At 60.9% G+C, this 18,263-nt stretch carries 18 protein-coding genes and 2 tRNA genes; 9 read left to right on the top strand and 11 right to left on the bottom strand.

The window, feature by feature from the left end; all coding sequences use genetic code 11:
- Nucleotides 1–19: 19 nt before the first annotated feature.
- A complete protein-coding gene (locus tag AC3WOS_RS04915) occupies nucleotides 20–1,042 on the bottom strand; it encodes a site-specific integrase (protein WP_492714723.1) in 1,023 nt (340 codons plus the stop codon).
- 69 nt (nucleotides 1,043–1,111) lie between these two features.
- Between AC3WOS_RS04915 and dusA the strand changes: the two genes are divergently transcribed.
- The 5 genes from dusA (at nucleotide 1,112) to AC3WOS_RS04890 (ending at nucleotide 5,558) form a co-directional block, all read left to right on the top strand.
- Nucleotides 1,112–2,149, top strand: coding sequence for a tRNA dihydrouridine(20/20a) synthase DusA (dusA, locus tag AC3WOS_RS04910; protein ID WP_492714722.1), 1,038 nt, complete (start codon nucleotides 1,112–1,114; stop codon nucleotides 2,147–2,149).
- Between the two features lie 327 nt (nucleotides 2,150–2,476).
- Entirely contained in the window at nucleotides 2,477–4,210 is a 1,734-nt protein-coding gene (locus AC3WOS_RS04905; protein WP_492714721.1) for a methyl-accepting chemotaxis protein, read from the top strand.
- 104 nt (nucleotides 4,211–4,314) lie between these two features.
- Nucleotides 4,315–4,656, top strand: a complete 342-nt coding sequence (locus AC3WOS_RS04900; RefSeq protein ID WP_492714720.1) for an energy transducer TonB — start codon at nucleotides 4,315–4,317, stop codon at nucleotides 4,654–4,656.
- A gap of 108 nt (nucleotides 4,657–4,764) precedes the next feature.
- Nucleotides 4,765–5,067: an energy transducer TonB gene (locus AC3WOS_RS04895; protein WP_492714719.1), complete on the top strand. Its 303-nt coding sequence runs from the start codon at nucleotides 4,765–4,767 to the stop codon at nucleotides 5,065–5,067.
- 155 nt (nucleotides 5,068–5,222) lie between these two features.
- Nucleotides 5,223–5,558, top strand: coding sequence for a hypothetical protein (locus AC3WOS_RS04890; RefSeq protein WP_492714718.1), 336 nt, complete (start codon nucleotides 5,223–5,225; stop codon nucleotides 5,556–5,558).
- Nucleotides 5,559–5,638: 80 nt separating this feature from the next.
- On the opposite strand, the gene AC3WOS_RS04885 is transcribed toward AC3WOS_RS04890, so the two are convergent.
- The 5 genes from AC3WOS_RS04885 to AC3WOS_RS04865 all read right to left on the bottom strand — a co-directional run bounded on the left by AC3WOS_RS04885 (nucleotide 5,639) and on the right by AC3WOS_RS04865 (nucleotide 9,386).
- Complete coding sequence (locus AC3WOS_RS04885) at nucleotides 5,639–5,806, bottom strand: hypothetical protein (RefSeq protein WP_492714717.1); 168 nt, start codon at nucleotides 5,804–5,806, stop codon at nucleotides 5,639–5,641.
- Nucleotides 5,807–5,889: 83 nt separating this feature from the next.
- Nucleotides 5,890–6,339, bottom strand: a complete 450-nt coding sequence (locus tag AC3WOS_RS04880) for a hypothetical protein (protein WP_492714716.1) — start codon at nucleotides 6,337–6,339, stop codon at nucleotides 5,890–5,892.
- Between the two features lie 275 nt (nucleotides 6,340–6,614).
- Nucleotides 6,615–6,690, bottom strand: a tRNA-His gene (locus tag AC3WOS_RS04875).
- 126 nt (nucleotides 6,691–6,816) lie between these two features.
- A complete protein-coding gene (gene murI, locus AC3WOS_RS04870) occupies nucleotides 6,817–7,782 on the bottom strand; it encodes a glutamate racemase (protein ID WP_492714715.1) in 966 nt (321 codons plus the stop codon).
- A 62-nt stretch (nucleotides 7,783–7,844) separates the two neighbouring features.
- Complete coding sequence (locus tag AC3WOS_RS04865) at nucleotides 7,845–9,386, bottom strand: fumarate hydratase (RefSeq protein ID WP_492714714.1); 1,542 nt, start codon at nucleotides 9,384–9,386, stop codon at nucleotides 7,845–7,847.
- 399 nt (nucleotides 9,387–9,785) lie between these two features.
- Between AC3WOS_RS04865 and acs the strand changes: the two genes are divergently transcribed.
- The 3 genes from acs (at nucleotide 9,786) to AC3WOS_RS04850 (ending at nucleotide 13,669) form a co-directional block, all read left to right on the top strand.
- Complete coding sequence (gene acs / locus AC3WOS_RS04860) at nucleotides 9,786–11,792, top strand: acetate--CoA ligase (RefSeq protein WP_492714713.1); 2,007 nt, start codon at nucleotides 9,786–9,788, stop codon at nucleotides 11,790–11,792.
- 120 nt (nucleotides 11,793–11,912) lie between these two features.
- Nucleotides 11,913–12,003, top strand: a tRNA-Ser gene (locus tag AC3WOS_RS04855).
- Nucleotides 12,004–12,688: 685 nt separating this feature from the next.
- Nucleotides 12,689–13,669, top strand: coding sequence for an FxDxF family PEP-CTERM protein (locus AC3WOS_RS04850; protein WP_492714712.1), 981 nt, complete (start codon nucleotides 12,689–12,691; stop codon nucleotides 13,667–13,669).
- Nucleotides 13,670–13,891: 222 nt separating this feature from the next.
- Here AC3WOS_RS04850 and AC3WOS_RS04845 read toward each other — a convergent pair whose 3' ends face one another.
- From AC3WOS_RS04845 to AC3WOS_RS04835, 3 genes are all read right to left on the bottom strand, one after another.
- Nucleotides 13,892–14,488 carry a type 1 glutamine amidotransferase domain-containing protein gene (locus AC3WOS_RS04845; protein ID WP_492714756.1) on the bottom strand — a complete coding sequence of 199 codons (597 nt, stop codon included), beginning with the start codon at nucleotides 14,486–14,488 and terminating at the stop codon, nucleotides 13,892–13,894.
- 312 nt (nucleotides 14,489–14,800) lie between these two features.
- A complete protein-coding gene (udk, locus tag AC3WOS_RS04840; protein WP_492714711.1) occupies nucleotides 14,801–15,442 on the bottom strand; it encodes a uridine kinase in 642 nt (213 codons plus the stop codon).
- A 207-nt stretch (nucleotides 15,443–15,649) separates the two neighbouring features.
- Nucleotides 15,650–15,931, bottom strand: coding sequence for a type II toxin-antitoxin system Phd/YefM family antitoxin (locus AC3WOS_RS04835; RefSeq protein ID WP_492714710.1), 282 nt, complete (start codon nucleotides 15,929–15,931; stop codon nucleotides 15,650–15,652).
- A 200-nt stretch (nucleotides 15,932–16,131) separates the two neighbouring features.
- Here AC3WOS_RS04835 and AC3WOS_RS04830 point away from each other — a divergent pair, with 200 nt between their 5' ends.
- Nucleotides 16,132–16,956 (top strand): AraC family transcriptional regulator, encoded by an 825-nt coding sequence (locus tag AC3WOS_RS04830; protein ID WP_492714709.1) that lies wholly within the window; start codon nucleotides 16,132–16,134, stop codon nucleotides 16,954–16,956.
- Here AC3WOS_RS04830 and AC3WOS_RS04825 read toward each other — a convergent pair.
- Both AC3WOS_RS04825 and AC3WOS_RS04820 read right to left on the bottom strand, forming a co-directional pair.
- Entirely contained in the window at nucleotides 16,913–17,536 is a 624-nt protein-coding gene (locus AC3WOS_RS04825; RefSeq protein ID WP_492714708.1) for a LysE family translocator, read from the bottom strand. The genes AC3WOS_RS04830 and AC3WOS_RS04825 overlap by 44 nt on opposite strands.
- 257 nt (nucleotides 17,537–17,793) lie before the next feature.
- Entirely contained in the window at nucleotides 17,794–18,261 is a 468-nt protein-coding gene (locus AC3WOS_RS04820; protein ID WP_492714707.1) for a MarR family winged helix-turn-helix transcriptional regulator, read from the bottom strand.
- Nucleotides 18,262–18,263 lie beyond the last annotated feature (2 nt).

Raw genomic sequence — 18,263 nt, 5'->3', positions numbered from 1 at the left:
ATTTTCGGACTCAGCTCGGCTAAGTGGGGCGATGAAGGTCCCTAGCACGTAGATGCAAGTATCGCGAAAGCATTTTCCAGTCGCGATGGCCTGACACGAGGGCTACCTCTTCTATGGAGTAGCGTTGCTCGAACAATCGTGACACACCCTCGTGGCGCAAATCGTGGAAGCGCAAACCCGCAATGCCGAGCTTATTGCAGGCGCGCGGGAATATCGAGCTAACTGTTCCCTCAGTAACTGGAAAGATGCGCCGCTCATTGTCCTTGCGTGGCTGCCGCTTCGCGATGTCGAAGGCTGTGCCAAGGAGTGGGACTTCCTGATCATTGCCCATCTTCTCGGTGGGATGCTTGCGGTCCCGGATAATGATCGTGCGGTGCTCTTCGTTGAGATCGTCCCACTGCAATCGAATAATTTCTCCAAGCCGCATGGCCGTTGCCACGGCAAAGTCGATTATGTCCGCCATGGGCACTTTCTGGCGTTTGATCGCGTTGAAATGCGCCTTGAGCCGGTCCAGCTCGTCGGAAGTCGGGCGGCGGTCACGCTCCGTGGACTTTGGTGACAGGCCGAGGTAGCGCATGTTGTCTCGGGCGGCTGCAGTCACAGTCGGATCGACCGGAAGGCGCCAGAGATTCTTTGCCGCCTTGAGCACGCTGCCCAGGTACGTCAGGTCAATCGCGATTGTCACGCCTCCTGCGCCGGCCTTCTGCCTAGCCTGCAGGTGCTGCGTCAGCCGCTCGACGGTCAGATCCGGTAGCAGTGTTTCGCCCAACTGGACGCGTAGCGCTGCCAGTACGGCTTTCTTATTCTTCCCGAACGGCTTAACGGCCCCGATCTCCTCTGTATACTTGTCGATTAAGTCGGCAACCGTCTTTTTTGATATGATGCGCACGTCCTGGTGCTTTAGCGCCATCATGTTCGCTTCCGTTGTCGCCGCCCATGCCGTGGCCTGGCCCTTCGTAGAGAATGTACGAGTTTCGGCCGGGAAGCCCTTGCGCCTCACCTGTGCCCGCCATTGATTTCCGATCTTAATTACCGATGCCATTTCGTAGCAATCCTGTAGCACTGCGTTGTGAATTTGAGTGATTAAACATTATATACAGTGATACATAGCATGACCGAGAAAAGCATCGCCATAGAGGGAAAGCCAGCAAAAGCCAGCGTTGATGGCGGTCGCAGGATCAGCGTAGCCCCGATGATGGACTGGACCGACCGCCACTGCCGCGTGTTCCACCGCCAGATCACGCGCCACACCTGGCTGTACACGGAAATGGTGACCACGGGCGCGCTGGTGTATGGCGACGTGGAGCGCCACCTGCGTTTCAGCGAGGAAGAGCATCCGGTGGCCCTGCAGCTGGGCGGCAGCGACCCGGCCGACCTGGCCGTGAGCGCCAAGAAGGGCCAGGACTGGGGCTACGATGAAATCAACCTCAACTGCGGCTGCCCGTCCGAGCGGGTGCAGAAGGGCGCATTCGGCGCCTGCCTGATGGCCGAACCGCAGCTGGTGGCCGACTGCGTCAAGGCCATGCGCGACGCCGTCACCATCGACGTGACCGTCAAGCACCGGATCGGCATCGACCAGTCGGAGAGCTACGACTTCGTGCGCGACTTCGTGGGCACGGTGGCCGACGCCGGCTGCCGCACCTTCATCGTCCACGCCCGCAACGCCATCCTCAAGGGCCTGTCGCCCAAGGAAAACCGGGAAGTGCCGCCGCTCAAGTACGAATTCGCCTACCAGCTCAAGCGCGACTTCCCCGACTTCGAGATCCTCATCAACGGCGGCATCAAGACCGAGGCCGAGATCGACCAGCATTTGCAGCACGTGGACGGCGTGATGCTGGGCCGCGAGGCTTACCACAACCCGTTCATGATGGCCGGTTTCGACCAGCGCTACTACGGCGACACGGCCGAGCGCCCCACGCGCAAGCAGGTGCTGGCGGCCATGGTGCCCTACATCGAAGCCCAGCTGAAACAGGAGGGCGGGCGCGGCCTCAAGCTCAATTCCATCACCCGCCACATGCTCGGTTTGATGCAGGGTTTGCCCGGCGCCAAGGGCTTCCGCCAGACCCTGTCGGACTCGAAAAAGCTGGCCGCCGCCGACCCCCGTTTATTGTTGGAAGCAGCCGCCCGGCTGCGCCATTCCACACAATAACCCGGCTTTTGCCATGCAATTGTCGGTGCTGCCTCAATTTCCGCGCAGAAAGTTCGCTTGCGTAAAATTGAGGCAGTTTTTGCTTGCTTTGAAGCAAAATTCACATCTATAATTCCTGAATATACACACAAATCCACCGAACTCCGTTTGTATATTGCGCTTCAAAAAATGATGCAGGCGGCTGGTGGAGCCGCTCATTTTGCATTCGCAGTCATTGTTTGCTACTGTCGCACACCTTAGCAGCAAGGGCCAGGTGGATTGCTTTGCGTACAACGCTTAGCCTCCAGGGCAAATTCTTATCAATAGTGTCACTTACGAAGAGACGAAATGAATTTAGCAAAAATGAAGGTTGGAACGCGACTGGGTCTCGGGTTCGCACTGGTACTGCTGTTCCTGGTGGCGGTGACTGCCGTCGGCATCGGCCGCATGGCCCAGATCCAGGACCGCCTGGACCACGTGGTCGGCGTCAATAACGTCGTTACCCGCCTGGTGATCGACATGCGTGCCAACGTCAGCGACCGCATCACTTCGCTGCGCATCCTGACCCTGATGCCGGAAGGTTCGGACCTGGAGCCGGAAATGAACCGCATCAAGGACCAGGCTGCCAAATACGGCGAAGCGGAGAAGAAGCTGACCGCCCAGTTCGCCCTGGAAGCGACGCCGGAAGAAAAAGCCCTGCTGGGCCAGATCAAGGAATACGAAGCGGCCGCCTTGCCCGCCATCGCCAAGGCTTCCGAGCTGTGGGTGGCCAACAAGGCCGAAGATGCCACCAAGGTCATGATCAAGGAAATCCGTCCCGTGCAGAAGAAGTGGATGGCCGCTCTTGACCAGTTGTCCACGCTCGAAGACAAACTGAACACCCAGGTGCAGGCGGACGCCGCCAATGGCTTCGCCAGCGCCCGCACCTTCATGATCGTGCTCGGCGCCCTGGCCGTGGCCATCAGCGTGCTGGCCGCCGTCGTCATCACCCGCGGCCTGCTCAAGCAGCTGGGCGGCGAACCCGACTACACGGCCAGCATCGCCGGCAGCATCGCCAAGGGCGACCTGTCCGTCATGATCGACACCGACCACCGCGACCAGGACAGCCTGCTGGCCGAGATGAAGGAAATGCGCGACAGCCTGGTCGACATCGTGGGCCAGGTCCGCACCGGTACGGAAACCATCGGCACCGCTTCGCGCGAAATCGCCGCCGGCAACATCGACCTGTCGTCGCGTACGGAAATGCAGGCCAGCTCGCTGGAAAAAACGGCTTCGGCCATGGAAGAGCTGACCTCGACCGTGAAACAGAACGCGGACAATGCCCGTGAAGCGAACCAGCTGGCCGCCACCGCGTCCGACGTGGCCATCAAGGGCGGCGCCGTGGTGTCGCAAGTGGTCGACACCATGAGCTCGATCGACGCCTCGGCCAAGAAGATCGTGGACATCATCGGCGTGATCGACGGCATTGCCTTCCAGACCAACATCCTGGCCCTGAACGCGGCCGTGGAAGCGGCCCGCGCCGGCGAACAGGGCCGCGGCTTTGCCGTGGTGGCCTCGGAAGTGCGCAACCTGGCCCAGCGTTCCGCTGGTGCCGCCAAGGAAATCAAGCTGCTGATCGATGATTCGGTGGAAAAAGTGGGCGCCGGCACCAAGCTGGTGGGCCAGGCCGGCGTGACGATGGACGAAGTGGTGGCCTCCGTGCGCCGCGTGACGGACATCATGAGCGAGATCGCCAACGCCAGCCAGGAACAGAGCGCCGGCATCGAGCAGGTCAACCACTCCATCATCGAGATGGACAGCATGACCCAGCAGAACGCCGCGCTGGTGGAAGAGGCGGCCGCCGCCGCCCAGAGCCTGCAGGACCAGGCCGCCGAGCTGGCGCGCGTGGTCAGCATCTTCAAGCTGGTGGAAGGTGAAGAGCGCGTGGCGCCCGTGTCCTATGCGCCGCCGGTGGCCGTCAAGAAGCCGGCTCCCGTGAGCCGTCCGGCCGCGCCGGTGCGCAAGATCGCCGCCGCGCCCGTTGCCAAACCCAGGAAAGCCGTCGCCGCCGCCCAGGCAGCCGATGAGTGGGAAGAGTTTTAAGTAGTCCTGGTTTCAGGTGTACCGCGCGGATGGCCTGGCCGTCCGCGTGTCTGACCGATTTCAATAATAGTCTTTAATAATAACGTAGTGGGATTATCGTAAACATGAAGAAAATTTCGACCAGCATTATCGCAGCCATCCTCCTGTCCGGCGTCAGCGCCGCCGCCTTCGCGGGCGAAGTGCCAGCCTCGTTCGACGCCAAGAACTGCCGCGCCGAATATCCGAAAGCCTCCCTGATGAACGAAGAACAGGGCAACGTTTCGATGGCATTCCTGGTGGCAGCCGATGGTACTGTGGTCGATTCGAAGATCGAAAAATCGAGCGGCTACAAGAACCTGGACAAGGCCGCCATCAAGGCCATCAGCGCCTGCAAGTTCAAGCCGGGGACCAAGGATGGCGCCATCGCCCAGACCTGGACCAAGGTCGATTACGACTGGAAACTGTAATACCACGCACGCGGCGCACGGCGCCGGGAACTTGATCCAGAATCAAACACTTGGGGAAATCAGATGTCTACAAATAAGCGTTGGTTGAGTGTTTTTGCTGCAGTGCTGATGTCGGGCACAGCGGTGGCGTACGCAGGCGAAGTGCCTGCCAGCTTTGACGCCAAGAACTGCAAGGCCGAATATCCGAAGGCTTCGCTGATGAACGAAGAGCAGGGTACGGTATCGATGATGTTCCTGGTTAAGGCCGACGGTACGGTGGCCGACTCCAAAGTGGAAAAGTCGAGCGGTTTCAAGAACCTGGACAAGGCCGCCATCAAGGCGCTGAGCGCCTGCAAGTTCAAGCCCGGCACCAAGGATGGCGCACCGGCCGAGACCTGGACCAAGGTCGATTACGCCTGGAAGCTGGACTGAACCGGCGCCTGTCGCACCCATGAAAGAAACCGGCCTGGCGCCGGTTTTTTTTTATGGATGGCCTATTTTTCCGCTTTCCCTACGGGTGTAACAAGCTGTAAATCCGTGGCAGGGGGCCGCAATTTTCCCTATAGTACGAGAAGGAGGAATTTGCGATGAAAACTATCTTGGCAGCGCTGTCCCTGGTGGCCCTGGGCGGTTGCGTGGTGGCTCCGCCGGCCCCCGCGTACTATGGCAGTCGTGCGCCGGTTGATCCCTATCAGTGGCATACGGTATCGGCGGAGCCGGTCGGCGCGTCGCGCGTGGAATACAGCAGCGAGCCGGTGTATGCGCCCGCGCCCGTGTATGTGCAGCAACCCGTCTACGCGGCGCCCGTCTATGCCGCGCCGTCGTACTATTATCCGCCGGTGACGATAGGCTTGGACTTCATGTTCGGCAACTGGTGCTGTGGCCACCGCTGGGGCGGCCGAGGCTATTACCGCCACCGCTGACGAACGGCGTGACCCAAAAGCGCAAGCCCGCGACACCATACCGGTGCGGCGGGCTTGGCTGTTCTGGCGGGCAGTAAATGTCAGGGCAGCATGTACAGCGTGCCTTGGTCCAGCATCGCCATATCCGAGCAGAGCAGATAGGCTGACGTGCCGGCCAGACCAAGCAGCAACGTTCCCCAGGCAAAATGACGCATATGCGCCAAGGTCGCCTCCGGAACGTGGAATGGGATGTGATGCGAAATGTTCATGCATCCAGTCTAGTCCCGGACCGCCGCGGCGCCCATCGGCCTATCGTCCGCCCACCTGTAGGACGATGGCTCGTGGCCTGGAATTACTTATTGCGCCACAGAACGACCGCATCGGCCGGCGCCGTATCCAGGGCGCCGGACAGTTCCAGCCATTGCTGCAGTCGTTCAGGATGCTTGAGGTGGATACCCATGCCGTCGATGGTGCCGACCTGTTCCAGCATGCGGGCGTCGAGCTTGGCCTTGGAGACGGTGGGGGCATTCATGACCATGCGGTCATAGGCCTTGCGGGCCTTGTTTTCCCATTTGTGCAGACTGCTGTCGTCGAAGCGGTTGGCTTCGAAATACACGGTCAGCGAACCGTCCGGGTTGCCGAAGCCCACCACACCGGCGCCCTTGCGGATGGTGGTGGTGGTGCTCAGGTCAAAAGAACTGGTGGGGACGAACACGCCGGCGCGGCCATCGATATCGGGCCGGCCCACGGGCGTGTCCTTGCCATAGGTGGTGACTTCGTTGTTGGAGATTTCTTCAGACATATGCTCATGCGCCTCCGACCTGTGACGGCGGGGCATTCCTGTTCAGTGTTATGGGAATTCAGGGGCGGCGGTTCGGCCCGTTTACTGCTGTTCGGTGCCTTGCACGGCAGTGCAGGGCGACACAGCATTGTAGCGTTAATCTAGTTCCATCGGGCAACGAGGCCCCATATTTTCTGGCCGCCCCGGCTGTCGGGATGGTCGGGCCTGATGGCTGCGCTGAAAAGACAAAAAGCCACAAGCGTGAACTTGTGGCTTTTCGTTTGCTGCGCATTCTTTGGGGTGGCTGATGGGGCTCGAACCCACGACAACAGGAATCACAATCCTGGACTCTACCAACTGAGCTACAGCCACCACTGGTTACTACGTTTGTCTCGGTGTTTGCGAGACAGGTGCCGAATTATACAAGCCAGTTTTGAAACGTGCAAATCTAAATGCACAGATTGTTACGGCCGGGCGCCGACCACGGCAAGGCCATGTCTAAATGGTCACGCTCGCCACCGGCGGGGCGAGGCCCAGCAGGTTGGAAAACGCCGCCGCCAGCTCAGCCGCGCTGGCACTTGTGTAGCCTTGCAGCCGCGCCGGCGACAGGGCCGGCGCGGCTGCCGCGCCGGCATCAGTCTGTGTCGGCGCGACGTCATCCTGCCTCACACCGGCGTCAAGCGGCGTCGTATCGACGTGATCCGGCGCCATGCCGGGATTGTCCGCCGCCATTGCCGGCGCCCGTTCCAGTCCGGCCGCCTGCAGCAGGCGGGCGATCTGGCGCGCCACGGCGTCGCCCGTGTCGATGATAGCCACAGGATGGGCGCTGGTGCGCTCCACCACCTGTTCGATGCCGGGCTGGACGAACACATAGTGGGTGCAGCCCAGCACCAGCGTATCGACGCCCTGCGCGATCAGGGGCGCCACGTAGCGTTGCAGCATGGCTTGCGTGGCCGGCGTGTCGAGCTCGCCCAGGTTGATCTGGTCGGCCAGGCCGATGCACGGCTGCAGCAGGAACTCGGCCCCGCTGGCGCCGCTGATCTGCGCGCGCAGCTGGAGGAATTTTTCGCCAGACAGCGTGCGGTCGGTGGCCAGTACGCCGATCTTGCCGTTGTGGCTGGCCGCGACGGCCGGCTTCAAGCCCGGCTCCACGCCCACCACGGGCAGCGTCGGATAGCGGGCACGGATGGCCTTGATGGCAGCCACGGTGGCCGTGTTGCACGCCACCACCAGTCCCTTGACGCCCTGCGTGACGAGGAAGTCCGTGACGGCCAGGGCGCGCGCCGTGACCACGGCTTCCGGCTTGTCGCCGTAGGGCGCAAAGCCAGTGTCGGCAAAATAGACCAGGTGCTCGTGCGGCAGCTGGGCGCGGATGTGGCGCAGCACGGACAGGCCGCCCACGCCGGAATCGAACACGCCGATGGGCGCGTCCGGGGCGGTGGAAATAGCTGGGATAGGATTCATGAGCGTATCGTAAACGGCAACCGCCCCGCAGCGCAAACGCAGCGGGGCGGCACGGGAACGGCTTAAGCGACGGTGACGGGGATCTGGCCCACGCTGCTCAGCTGCTCGATCTTGGCCTGCCACTCTTTTGGACCGGTGTTGTGGACCGACGTGCCGGCCGCATCGACGGCCACGGTGACGGGCATGTCGACCACCTCGAACTCATAGATCGCTTCCATGCCCATGTCCGCAAAGCCCAGCACCTTGGCGCTCTTGATCGCCTTCGACACCAGGTAGGCAGCGCCGCCCACGGCCATCAGGTAAGCGGACTTGTGCTTCTGGATCGCCTCGATGGCGACCGGGCCGCGCTCGGCCTTGCCGATCATGGCGATCAGGCCCGTCTTCTCCAGCATCATCTCGGTGAAGCCGTCCATGCGGGTCGCCGTGGTGGGGCCGGCCGGACCGACTGCCTCGTCGCGCACGGGATCGACCGGACCGACGTAGTAGATCACGCGGTTCTTGAAGTCCACCGGCAGCGACTCGCCCTTGGCCAGCATGTCCTGGATGCGCTTGTGCGCGGCATCGCGGCCGGTCAGCATCTTGCCGTTCAACAGCAGGGTCTGGCCCGGCTTCCACGACGCCACTTCTTCCTTGGTCAGCGTGTCCAGGTCGATGCGCTTGGATTTTTCCGTGTCCGGGGTCCAGTGCACTTCAGGCCAGGTCGACAGCGGTGGCGGCGTCATATAGGCCGGGCCGGAACCGTCGAGCACGAAGTGGCCGTGGCGGGTGGCGGCGCAGTTCGGGATCATGGCCACTGGCTTGGAAGCGGCATGGGTCGGGTGCATCATGATCTTCACGTCCAGCACCGTGGTCAGGCCGCCCAGGCCCTGGGCGCCGATGCCCAGCGAGTTGATCTTGTCGCACAGCTCGATACGCAGCTCTTCCAGCTTGTTCTTGGGGCCGCGCTGTTTGAGCTCGTACATGTCGATGTCTTCCATCAGCACTTCCTTGGCCATCAGCATGGCCTTCTCGGCCGTGCCGCCGATGCCGATGCCCAGCATGCCGGGCGGGCACCAGCCCGCGCCCATGGTGGGCACCGTCTTCATGACCCAGTCCACCAGCGAATCGGAAGGATTCATCATGATCATCTTCGACTTGTTTTCCGAGCCGCCGCCCTTGGCCGCCACTTTCACGTCGACCGTATTGCCCTCGACCAGTTCCATGTGCACCACGGCTGGCGTGTTGTCCTTGGTGTTCTTGCGGTCGAACTGCGGATCGGCCACGATGGAGGCGCGCAGCTTGTTGTCGGCGTAGTTGTAGGCGCGGCGCACGCCCTCGTTGACGGCGTCGGTGACGGTGCCGGAGAAGCCCTCGAAGCGCACGCCCATGCCGATCTTCAGGAACACGTTGACGATGCCGGTATCCTGGCAGATCGGACGCTTGCCTTCCGCGCACATGCGCGAGTTGGTCAGGATCTGCGCGATGGCATCCTTGGCGGCCGGGCTCTGTTCAGCCTCGTAGGCGCGCGCCAGGTGCTCGATGTAGTCGGCCGGATGGTAGTAGCTGATGTACTGCAGCGCGGCGGCGACGGAGTCGATCAGGTCTTCTTGCTTGATGATGGTCATGGTGATCTCGCGTGGTTAGATTCGAAAGGAACGATGAGTGATGCGGAAATCTGGGCAGCGGCCCGGCGGCAACGACGGCGCGCACGACGACCACGCGGACAGCGGCCGCAGGCGCGGCGCAGGCTGTCGGAAAGGCGGATAAGTCATCGGGGCAGGACTCCGGTATGCTAGTGGGCAGGTGAGGACTGCCGACATTTTACACGTGCTTATCGGCAATCGCATCCGCACGGCGAGCTGATGCGCAATGAATGCCCGAATTAAAAGATTGGTAAAATGGCACAACAGGCGTGATTGCAACGGGAACTGACATTAAATCCTCCGCCGGGGAATGCCTGTAAGGGCTCAGTAAGCGATCAAGTTTAATGTTGTTATCAAACGATTACTACACTGGAGATCAGCATGACCAGCACCGCAAACCAAGCACAAAGCGCCCAGCAACAGGGCCCACAAGAATCCCGCGTCTTCGCACCGCCGGCGGCGTTTGCAGACCAGGCCGCAGTATCGGGCATGGCCGCCTACGAGGCACTGTGCGCCGAAGCGGCGGCCGACTACGAAGGTTTCTGGGGCCGCCTGGCCCGCGAAAACCTCGTGTGGCAAAAGCCGTTCACCCAGGTCCTGAACGAAGACGAAGCGCCGTTCTACAAGTGGTTCGAAGACGGCCATCTGAACGTGTCGTACAACTGCCTGGACCGCAACCTGGAAAACGGCAACGCCGACAAGACCGCCATCATCTTTGAAGCGGACGACGGCACCAGCACCCCGGTCAGCTATCGCCAGCTGCACGAAAAAGTGTGCAAGTTCGCCAACGGCCTGAAATCGCGCGGCATCAAGAAAGGCGACCGCGTCATCATCTACATGTCGATGTCGGTGGAAGGCGTGGCCGCCATGCAAGCGTGCGCCCGCATCGGCGCCACCCACTCCGTCGTGTTCGGCGGCTTCTCGGCCAAGTCGCTGCAGGAGCGCATCATCGACGCCGGCGCCGTGGCCGTGATCACCGGTGACGAGCAACTGCGCGGCGGCAAGCAACTGCCGCTGAAAGCCATCGTCGACGAAGCGCTGGCACTGGGCGGCTGCGAAACCGTGCGCGACGTGATCGTCTACAAGCGCACCGGCGGCAACATCAATATGGTGGCCGGCCGCGACATGTGGCTGAGCGACCTGGTCGACAACCAGCCGGCCCAATGCGAGCCGGAATGGGTGAGCGCCGAGCATCCCCTGTTCATCCTCTACACGTCCGGTTCGACGGGCACCCCGAAAGGCGTGCAGCACTCGAGCGGCGGCTACCTGTTGTGGGCCGCGCTGACGATGAAGTGGACCTTCGACATCAAGCCGGCCGACGTGTTCTGGTGCACGGCCGACATCGGCTGGGTGACCGGCCACAGCTACATCGCCTACGGTCCGCTGGCAGTGGGCGCGACCCAAGTCGTGTTCGAAGGCATCCCCACCTACCCGAACGCGGGCCGGTTCTGGGACACCATCGCCAAGCACAAGGTCAGCATCTTCTACACGGCGCCGACGGCGATCCGTTCGCTGATCAAGGCATCCGACGTGGACCCGAAAGTGCATCCGCAAAACTTCGACCTGTCCACGCTGCGTTTGCTGGGCACGGTGGGCGAGCCCATCAATCCAGAAGCGTGGATGTGGTACTACAAGAATGTGGGCGGCGAAAAGTGCCCTATCGTCGACACCTTCTGGCAGACGGAAACGGGCGGTCACATGATCACCCCGTTGCCGGGCGCCACGCCGATGGTGCCGGGTTCGTGCACGCTGCCGCTGCCGGGCATCATGGCCGCCATCGTCGACGAAGCGGGGCATGACGTACCGAACGGGCAGGGCGGCATCCTGGTCGTCAAGCGTCCATGGCCATCGATGATACGCACCATCTGGGGCAATCCGGAGCGCTTCAAGTCCGGCTACTTCCCGGAAGAGCTGGGCGGCAAGATGTACCTGGCAGGCGACGGCGCGATCCGCAACAAGGAAACGGGCTACTTCACCATCACCGGCCGCATCGATGACGTGCTGAACGTGTCGGGTCACCGCATGGGCACGATGGAGATCGAATCGGCGCTGGTGGCCAATCCGCTGGTGGCTGAGGCGGCCGTGGTGGGCAAGCCGGACGACACGACGGGCGAATCGATTTGCGCCTTCGTCGTGCTCAAGCAGGCGCGTCCGACTGGCGACGAAGCCAAGCGGCTGGCGCTGGAGTTGCGCAACTGGGTAGGCAAGGAGATTGGACCGATCGCCAAGCCGAAAGAGATCCGTTTCGGCGACAACCTGCCGAAGACGCGTTCGGGCAAGATCATGCGTCGTCTGTTGCGCGTGCTGGCCAAGGGCGAGACGATTACCCAGGACGTGTCCACGCTGGAAAATCCGGCGATCCTGGAGCAGTTGAAAGAAGCGTCCTAAAAGGATGGGGCGGGCATCCGGTGGGAATCGGGTGTCCGCGGTGGTGAGTTGATTGCAAATAATATTGGTACTCTCCAGAATCTTTGCTATAATTTGCCGCTTCCCGAAAAGGGAAAAGCAGGAGAGATGGATGAGTGGTTGAAGTCGCACGCCTGGAAAGCGTGTATAGGTTCATAGCCTATCGGGGGTTCGAATCCCCCTCTCTCCGCCAGGAACACAAATGCAAAAAGGCCACCCTCGGGTGGCCTTTTTGCATTTGTGTTCCTGGTGGAGAGAAGCAAGGCCCCTGCGGGCCTTGCGCGGGGGATTCGAAGGGCTGGGCGTATTCGCCCAGCCCGCTCCGAATCGCCCAATTGCCACCGCGTGGCGGTGGCGCGCCGGAGGCGCCGCGCGCAGCGCCCGCAAAATTTCCCCTAAACATTATTCCAACAATCAATATCACTTCTGTCGATTTGTCTTCTTGCCACACCCAATACCCAAGTGTGGCAAGGATCATAGATCGCAAGCCGAAGGGCAGCACTCGCACATCAGGCAGCGTTGCACAGGGTGAGCGGGCATTCCCTCCAAGTGTAAATTTACTGCCCGATACCAAGTAACGCAACACCAGCCGCGCTGGCGAAGAAACGCCAACTCCCGTCGGGGCAACGAGGCAGATATATCCGTTTTCACAACAGATATTCCGATTAAAATAAACAAAAAAACAATAATTTACAATTATTAATATTGTATTATATGAATTCCATTTAATTAACATTAACTTTCGAACCGAAAGGATGTATATGCAAAGACTATTCGTGGGCGCTGTACTGGCAGCGGCCTGTTCCACATCTGCGCTTGCGGCGACACCCCGATACAATGTCTCCGTTGTCGGGACTGAACTCACCGGTGGAGTGGTGTTGAACGATGCCGGCCACGTGGCCAGCAATGCCTGGGATGCCGGCCCGGGATTCGCGGCAGGCCGGTTCTATAACGGCAGCAGCAACGTCAGCATCGGCACTCTAGGCGGTTCCTACTCGCGGGTACTGGGTATAAACAATCTGGATCAAATTGTCGGTATCTCGGCTACAGGCGCGAACGATCACGCTTTCTTGTATGGAAACGGAGCGATGAGCGATCTGGGCACGCTGGGCGGGCGCGGCAGCAAGGCCTATGCGATCAACGACAGCGGCATGGTGGTTGGACAGGCCGACTTAAGCAGTGGCGCAAAGCACGCCTTCAGCTACACCGCGACGGGCGGCATGAAAGATCTTGGTACCTTGGGCGGCTCCTACAGTGTGGCAACAAATGTGAATCTGCACGGCGATATCCTTGGCTATTCGACGACGGCTTCTGGTGACCAGCACGCCTTCCTCTATGTCAACGGTACCATGACAGACCTGACCGCAAAATGGCATGCAGGCAATGTCGCCCCCGATTGGGGCACTGTCGTGGGGCTGGACAACCTTAAATTTGGCCATGACGGCTCCATTGTCGGTTCGGTGAGTTTCGACTGGATGGGCGGTAACAACTTTGGCATGGTTTATCAGAACGACCAAATGACGGTGCTAGCAACTGCTGCACAAGTGAGTGGCCGTAGCGCCAGCGGCGTGACGCTGATGAGTGACAACCCGACGCCCAATCCTAACATCTCCATCAACGGTCAATACTTCAACCTCGGCAACCTGCTTGTCTCGCCCGAGCTTTATCGGGGTGTGAGTTTTGACTATAACCTTGATGTCAATGCGTCGGGACAAATCCTAATAGCTGGTTGGGATACGACGCAGCAGCAATCCCTGACCTATTTGCTGACGCCGGTCCCAGAACCTGAAACCTGGGCCATGTTGCTGGCCGGCTTGGGCATGCTGGGTTGGACCGCGCGTCGCCGCCAAGCAGCTTAACGCCGCAAGCGATCGGATGGGGTGTAGTGCGTGCAAGGGGTAAGTGACTGGCGGTGTCCAGTTTTGCCTGGCGCTCGCCTCTATCTGATCGCAGTCTCGGGCTAGGCAGTTTGTCGTGGATCGCTCTGTCGAGTGCGCACCTTGCGACACTGGTTCAAGTACATGGAGCGGCATGATGGGGCATCTCTGCCCGTCATACCCGGGCCGCCGGAAGTGTTCGTATCAAGATAAGACACCTGTAGCAGCAACGTGCGGCGACGTCAGCAGTTGCCGAAGCTGGGCATCGTTAAAAGCCGGAATATCGTCCGGCTTGCGGCTCGTGATCAGTCTGCTATCGACGATCACTTCGCAGTCGTCCCATTCGGCGCCGGCATTGCGTAAATCTTGCTGCAGGCTGGGCCAGCTGGTCAGGTGGCGGGCTTGGGCGATACCGGCATCGATCAGCGTCCAGGGACCATGGCAAATGGCCGCGATCGTTTTATCCGCCGCGTTGAACTCACGGATGAAATTAATGGCATCGGCGCTGAGGCGCAGCTGATCCGGATTGGCGACGCCACCAGGCAAAATCAAAGCATCGAATTCCGATGGTTGGGCGTCGCGCACATTCTTTTCAACGGTGAACTTGTCTCCCTGCGCCATGTAGTGAAAGCCCTGGACCTGTTCACCCTGGGCCTTGGGCGACACGAGTGTTACCTCCGCACCGTGCAGCTCCAGGAATTGACGCGGCCCGGTGTATTCCACTTGCTCGACGCCGTCCGTCTTTAAAACCGCGATGTGCTTGCCTTGCAGTTCCTTTCCAGCTACAAATACGGGACCGATCGATTATAGGAGCGTGCAGCGGCTGCGGGCGCACGGAAGTGGATGAAGTGGGGATGGCCGTGTTTAACTGTACATCGCCGAAGGACGGGAGGTATTTGCTCAGTCCGATCCGACAACTCGAATGCCACCGTCGCGCGATATTCCCCGCGCATTATTTACTGTGGCTATATTGGCCGATTGCCGGACCTGAAACCACACTCGGATTCGGTCGGGCGGATGACTGCGAAATTTTTGTGACGGCGCGGACCAGATAACAGAACATCATATCTGCCAAGCCTGCGATGTCGCCATGCAGGACTTGCGTCGATAAAGTCAGGACCGCTTCAACTGGCCGATCACGCTCGCCACCTTGGTGGTAATCATATCGACTGCCGGGCCATTTGCGCCGTGCGGAATAATGACATCGGCGTAGCGCTTGGTCGGCTCGATGAATTGCTTGTGCATCGGGCGCACGGTTTCCAGATACTGGCCGACGACACTTTCCACCGAGCGGCCGCGTTCGGTAATATCCCTTTGCATACGGCGGATGAAGCGGATGTCGGAGGCCGTGTCGACAAAGATCTTCAGCGACATCATGTCGCGCAAGTCCGCGTCATACAAGGCAAACAGGCCTTCGATGACGATGACCGGGGCTGGCTTGACGGGAATGGTCCTGCTGGAGCGGTTATCGATCGTGAAGTCGTACTCGGGCATCTCGATCGCTTCGCCGTTGCGCAAGGCTTGAACGTGCTGCACCAGCAACGGCCAGTCGAAGGCCTGCGGATGGTCGTAATTCTGCTGGCGGCGGACTTCAGAAGTGAGATGGGTTTGGTCGCAGTAGTAATCGTCCTGCATCACGACCGAGACCATCTCAGCGCCAAACGAAGCCAGCACTTGCTGGGACACGGTGGATTTGCCACTGCCGCTGCCGCCGGCGACACCAATGATAAATGGTTGGAAAGGAATCTTGTTCATGCCAAATGATACCGGAACCGCGACCGGACTGACAGGGACAGGCTGAGCCATTGTATGCGGCGGAGCGCCATATTGGCTTAACTATCAGGTATCTGGATGGGGCTGGCCAGCCAAATGCGGTCTTTGCTATAAGTACCGTATGACACGTCTGTACAGCAAGTCCTGGAAGCTCTGGCGGCTGCCGAACACCATGTGGATAACGACGGTTTAGCGTTCGTCACCGAACAGGGCATGTTCCAGCACTGCGCGCGCTGCGTCTAGCGGCATGCTGTGGCCGCGTTTCGCCTCCCGCTCTCCCAATGCCAGCAAGCGGAGCAGGGCGTTGCTCTCCCTGGTCTGGTGGTATTCGTCCAAGTTAATGCAGACAAACGCTGGCACGCCGTTCCGCGTAATGATCAGACTATCGGTTTCCTCGGACAGTTGGCGGGCAACGTCGGTGGCATTCCTTTTAAGGTAGGAAATTGGGCGGTATCGCTTACTGACATCCATGGCGCCTCCTGGATCTGCTGTGATACTAATTCGGACGAAATCCAGTTTGAGCGGTCCGGTGCAGCGGGTCAAGGGACATCGCCGGCGCGTGTTGTTATCGGCTGTTTATTCTCGCAATACAGGATCGGCTGGCGGTAGTCTTGCGAACTGGTCGGGCATACGACCCACAAGCTTTCCCATGCTGGTAATATCCTACGACCATGCCGCTTCCCAACCCACCCACCGGTCCCCGTTTCTGGCGCGACGCCAGCTTGCCCTTCATCGAAGCGCGGGCCATCGATGACGGGCGCAAGGTCAGCTACGCGCTGCACTCGCACGAGACTTTTTCCATCGGCGGAATCAGCCGCGGGCGTACCGACTACGTCAACGAAGCTGCGCGGCAGCAGGTCGGCCCTGGCGCCGTGGTCATGATGAATCCGGGCGACGTGCATGGCTGCAATCCGCTCGCCGATGAGCCGTGGTCCTACCGCATGCTGTATGTCGACCGTGCATGGCTGGGCGCGCTGCAGCATGAGTGGGGCTTCAGCGCCAACCACGACTTCCATCCCTACGCGGCGACCGCCAGTACCGCGCCCATGCTGTACGCGCGATTCAACCGTTTTTACGAAGTGTTGACCGACGATGCGGCCGATCCGTTGCTGCGGCAGTGTGCGGCGGTGACGTTCTTCGAGCAGCTCCAGTCCAGTTTTGGCCCCGCGACCGTCATTGAGCGCGAAGCGAACCGCAAGCTCGAGCGCGCCGCCGAATACATCAGCGACAATTACGCCGCTGCGTTGAAGCTGGACGACGTGTGCGCTGCGTCCGGCCTGTCGCCGTCCTATTTGATCCGTGCCTTCAGGAAGTGCTACGGCATGACGCCGCACACCTACCTGTTGAACCGCCGCATCCAGCTGGCGCGCGGCATGCTCAAAGGCGGCGGGGCGATTGCCGATGTGGCGCTGGAAACGGGGTTTGCCGACCAGGCCCACTTCCAGCGCATCTTCAAGCGCTTCCTGGCGGCGACACCGGGCCAATATCGCCGTTGAGCAAGAGGTAGATGGCGCTGGCCGCCAGCAGCAGTGCCATCGCGCGGTTGAACAGCCGCAGTCCCGCCCGATCGTGCAAATGGCGGTGCAGGAAGGTGCCCGCATAGGCCCAGCAAGCGAGCGAGGCATAGCAGATCGCGAAATACAGCGCGGCGAAGCGCCACACCAGCAGCGCGTCGCCGTTCGCGGCAAACGCGCTGATGCCGGCCACGGCCGCGACCCAGGCTTTCGGATTGAGCCACTGCATGGCCGCGCCCGTCATCAGCGACGGCGCCTTGCCGTTGCCCGCGAGATCGAGCGCGCCGTCATCGCGGGCCAGCTTCCACGCCATGAACAGCAGGAAGGCCGCCCCGCCCAGTTGCGTGGCCTTGGCCAGGACTGGCGCCCCCGCCAGCAAGGCGTTCAGGCCAACGCCCGTCAGCAGCAACAGCAGCGTAAATCCGACCGTGGCGCCGGTGACATGGCGCATGCTGGCCCGAAAGCCGTGCCGCGCGCCGCTGCTGAGGGCGACGATGTTGACCGGCCCCGGTGAAATGGACGACGCCAGGGCGAAGGCCGCCATGGAAATCAGGATGCTCATGGATGCGTGTCTCCGATAAAGTTAGCGATATCGAAGCGCACGATACGTGGCGGTGGCAGGTGCTGTATTGAAGAAAATGACCCTGGCGGCAAGTTCGGACGTATGCGGCCAGGCTGGAACGGCGGGGGCGTTTGGCATGGCGCCGGCTGAAGCTGCAGTGATGCCAGATGCGGACAGGATCCGGTGAACGGCCCGGTGCGGCGGGGCCAGCCCCTGTCACTGGCGCGCCGGGCAGATCGGCATGCGCCAGCGTCTCGTTATTTGTGCAGCGCCTTGGCCAGGTTGTTACGCAGCTTGCGTACGGCGTCGCGCGTTTCCACGAACTCGGCCGTGCTCAGGCCGCAGGCTTCGGACAGGTCCGCGCTGTAGGCCCGTTCGCGCAGGGCGCGGCCCTGTTTGGTGAGGTTGACGATCACCCGGCGCTCGTCCGCACTGTCGCGCTCCCGGCTCACATAGCCGGCGCTCTCGAGCTTTTTCAAAATGGGCGTGAGCGTGTTCGACTCCAGGAACAGTTTCTCGCCCAACTCGCTCACGGTCTGGTTGCTGTCCTCATACAGCGCCACCACGGTGATGTACTGGGTATAGGTCAGTCCCAAGGCATCGAGGAGGGGCTTGTATGCCTTGCCGAAAGTGAGATTGGCCGAGTAGACGGCGAAGCACAGGAAGTCCGTGAGTTTCAGGGCGTCCGGCTGAGCCGCCTTGCCCGCCTTGTTCGTTTTGGTCATGA

The sequence above is a fragment of the Rugamonas sp. FW305-51 genome (assembly GCF_058786935.1).
This window is presented reverse-complemented; position numbering and strand designations above follow the sequence as displayed.

Excerpts from the sequence above, each read along its gene's own strand:
- AC3WOS_RS04915 (WP_492714723.1), bottom strand. The coding sequence starts at position 1,042 with ATGGCATCGGTAATTAAGATCGGAAATCAATGGCGGGCACAGGTGAGG.
- dusA (WP_492714722.1), top strand. The coding sequence starts at position 1,112 with ATGACCGAGAAAAGCATCGCCATAGAGGGAAAGCCAGCAAAAGCCAGC.
- AC3WOS_RS04905 (WP_492714721.1), top strand. The coding sequence starts at position 2,477 with ATGAATTTAGCAAAAATGAAGGTTGGAACGCGACTGGGTCTCGGGTTC.
- AC3WOS_RS04900 (WP_492714720.1), top strand. The coding sequence starts at position 4,315 with ATGAAGAAAATTTCGACCAGCATTATCGCAGCCATCCTCCTGTCCGGC.
- AC3WOS_RS04895 (WP_492714719.1), top strand. The coding sequence starts at position 4,765 with ATGTCGGGCACAGCGGTGGCGTACGCAGGCGAAGTGCCTGCCAGCTTT.
- AC3WOS_RS04890 (WP_492714718.1), top strand. The coding sequence starts at position 5,223 with ATGAAAACTATCTTGGCAGCGCTGTCCCTGGTGGCCCTGGGCGGTTGC.
- AC3WOS_RS04885 (WP_492714717.1), bottom strand. The coding sequence starts at position 5,806 with ATGAACATTTCGCATCACATCCCATTCCACGTTCCGGAGGCGACCTTG.
- AC3WOS_RS04880 (WP_492714716.1), bottom strand. The coding sequence starts at position 6,339 with ATGTCTGAAGAAATCTCCAACAACGAAGTCACCACCTATGGCAAGGAC.
- murI (WP_492714715.1), bottom strand. The coding sequence starts at position 7,782 with ATGAATCCTATCCCAGCTATTTCCACCGCCCCGGACGCGCCCATCGGC.
- AC3WOS_RS04865 (WP_492714714.1), bottom strand. The coding sequence starts at position 9,386 with ATGACCATCATCAAGCAAGAAGACCTGATCGACTCCGTCGCCGCCGCG.
- acs (WP_492714713.1), top strand. The coding sequence starts at position 9,786 with ATGACCAGCACCGCAAACCAAGCACAAAGCGCCCAGCAACAGGGCCCA.
- udk (WP_492714711.1), bottom strand. The coding sequence starts at position 15,442 with ATGAACAAGATTCCTTTCCAACCATTTATCATTGGTGTCGCCGGCGGC.
- AC3WOS_RS04835 (WP_492714710.1), bottom strand. The coding sequence starts at position 15,931 with ATGGATGTCAGTAAGCGATACCGCCCAATTTCCTACCTTAAAAGGAAT.
- AC3WOS_RS04830 (WP_492714709.1), top strand. The coding sequence starts at position 16,132 with ATGCCGCTTCCCAACCCACCCACCGGTCCCCGTTTCTGGCGCGACGCC.
- AC3WOS_RS04825 (WP_492714708.1), bottom strand. The coding sequence starts at position 17,536 with ATGAGCATCCTGATTTCCATGGCGGCCTTCGCCCTGGCGTCGTCCATT.
- AC3WOS_RS04820 (WP_492714707.1), bottom strand. The coding sequence starts at position 18,261 with ATGACCAAAACGAACAAGGCGGGCAAGGCGGCTCAGCCGGACGCCCTG.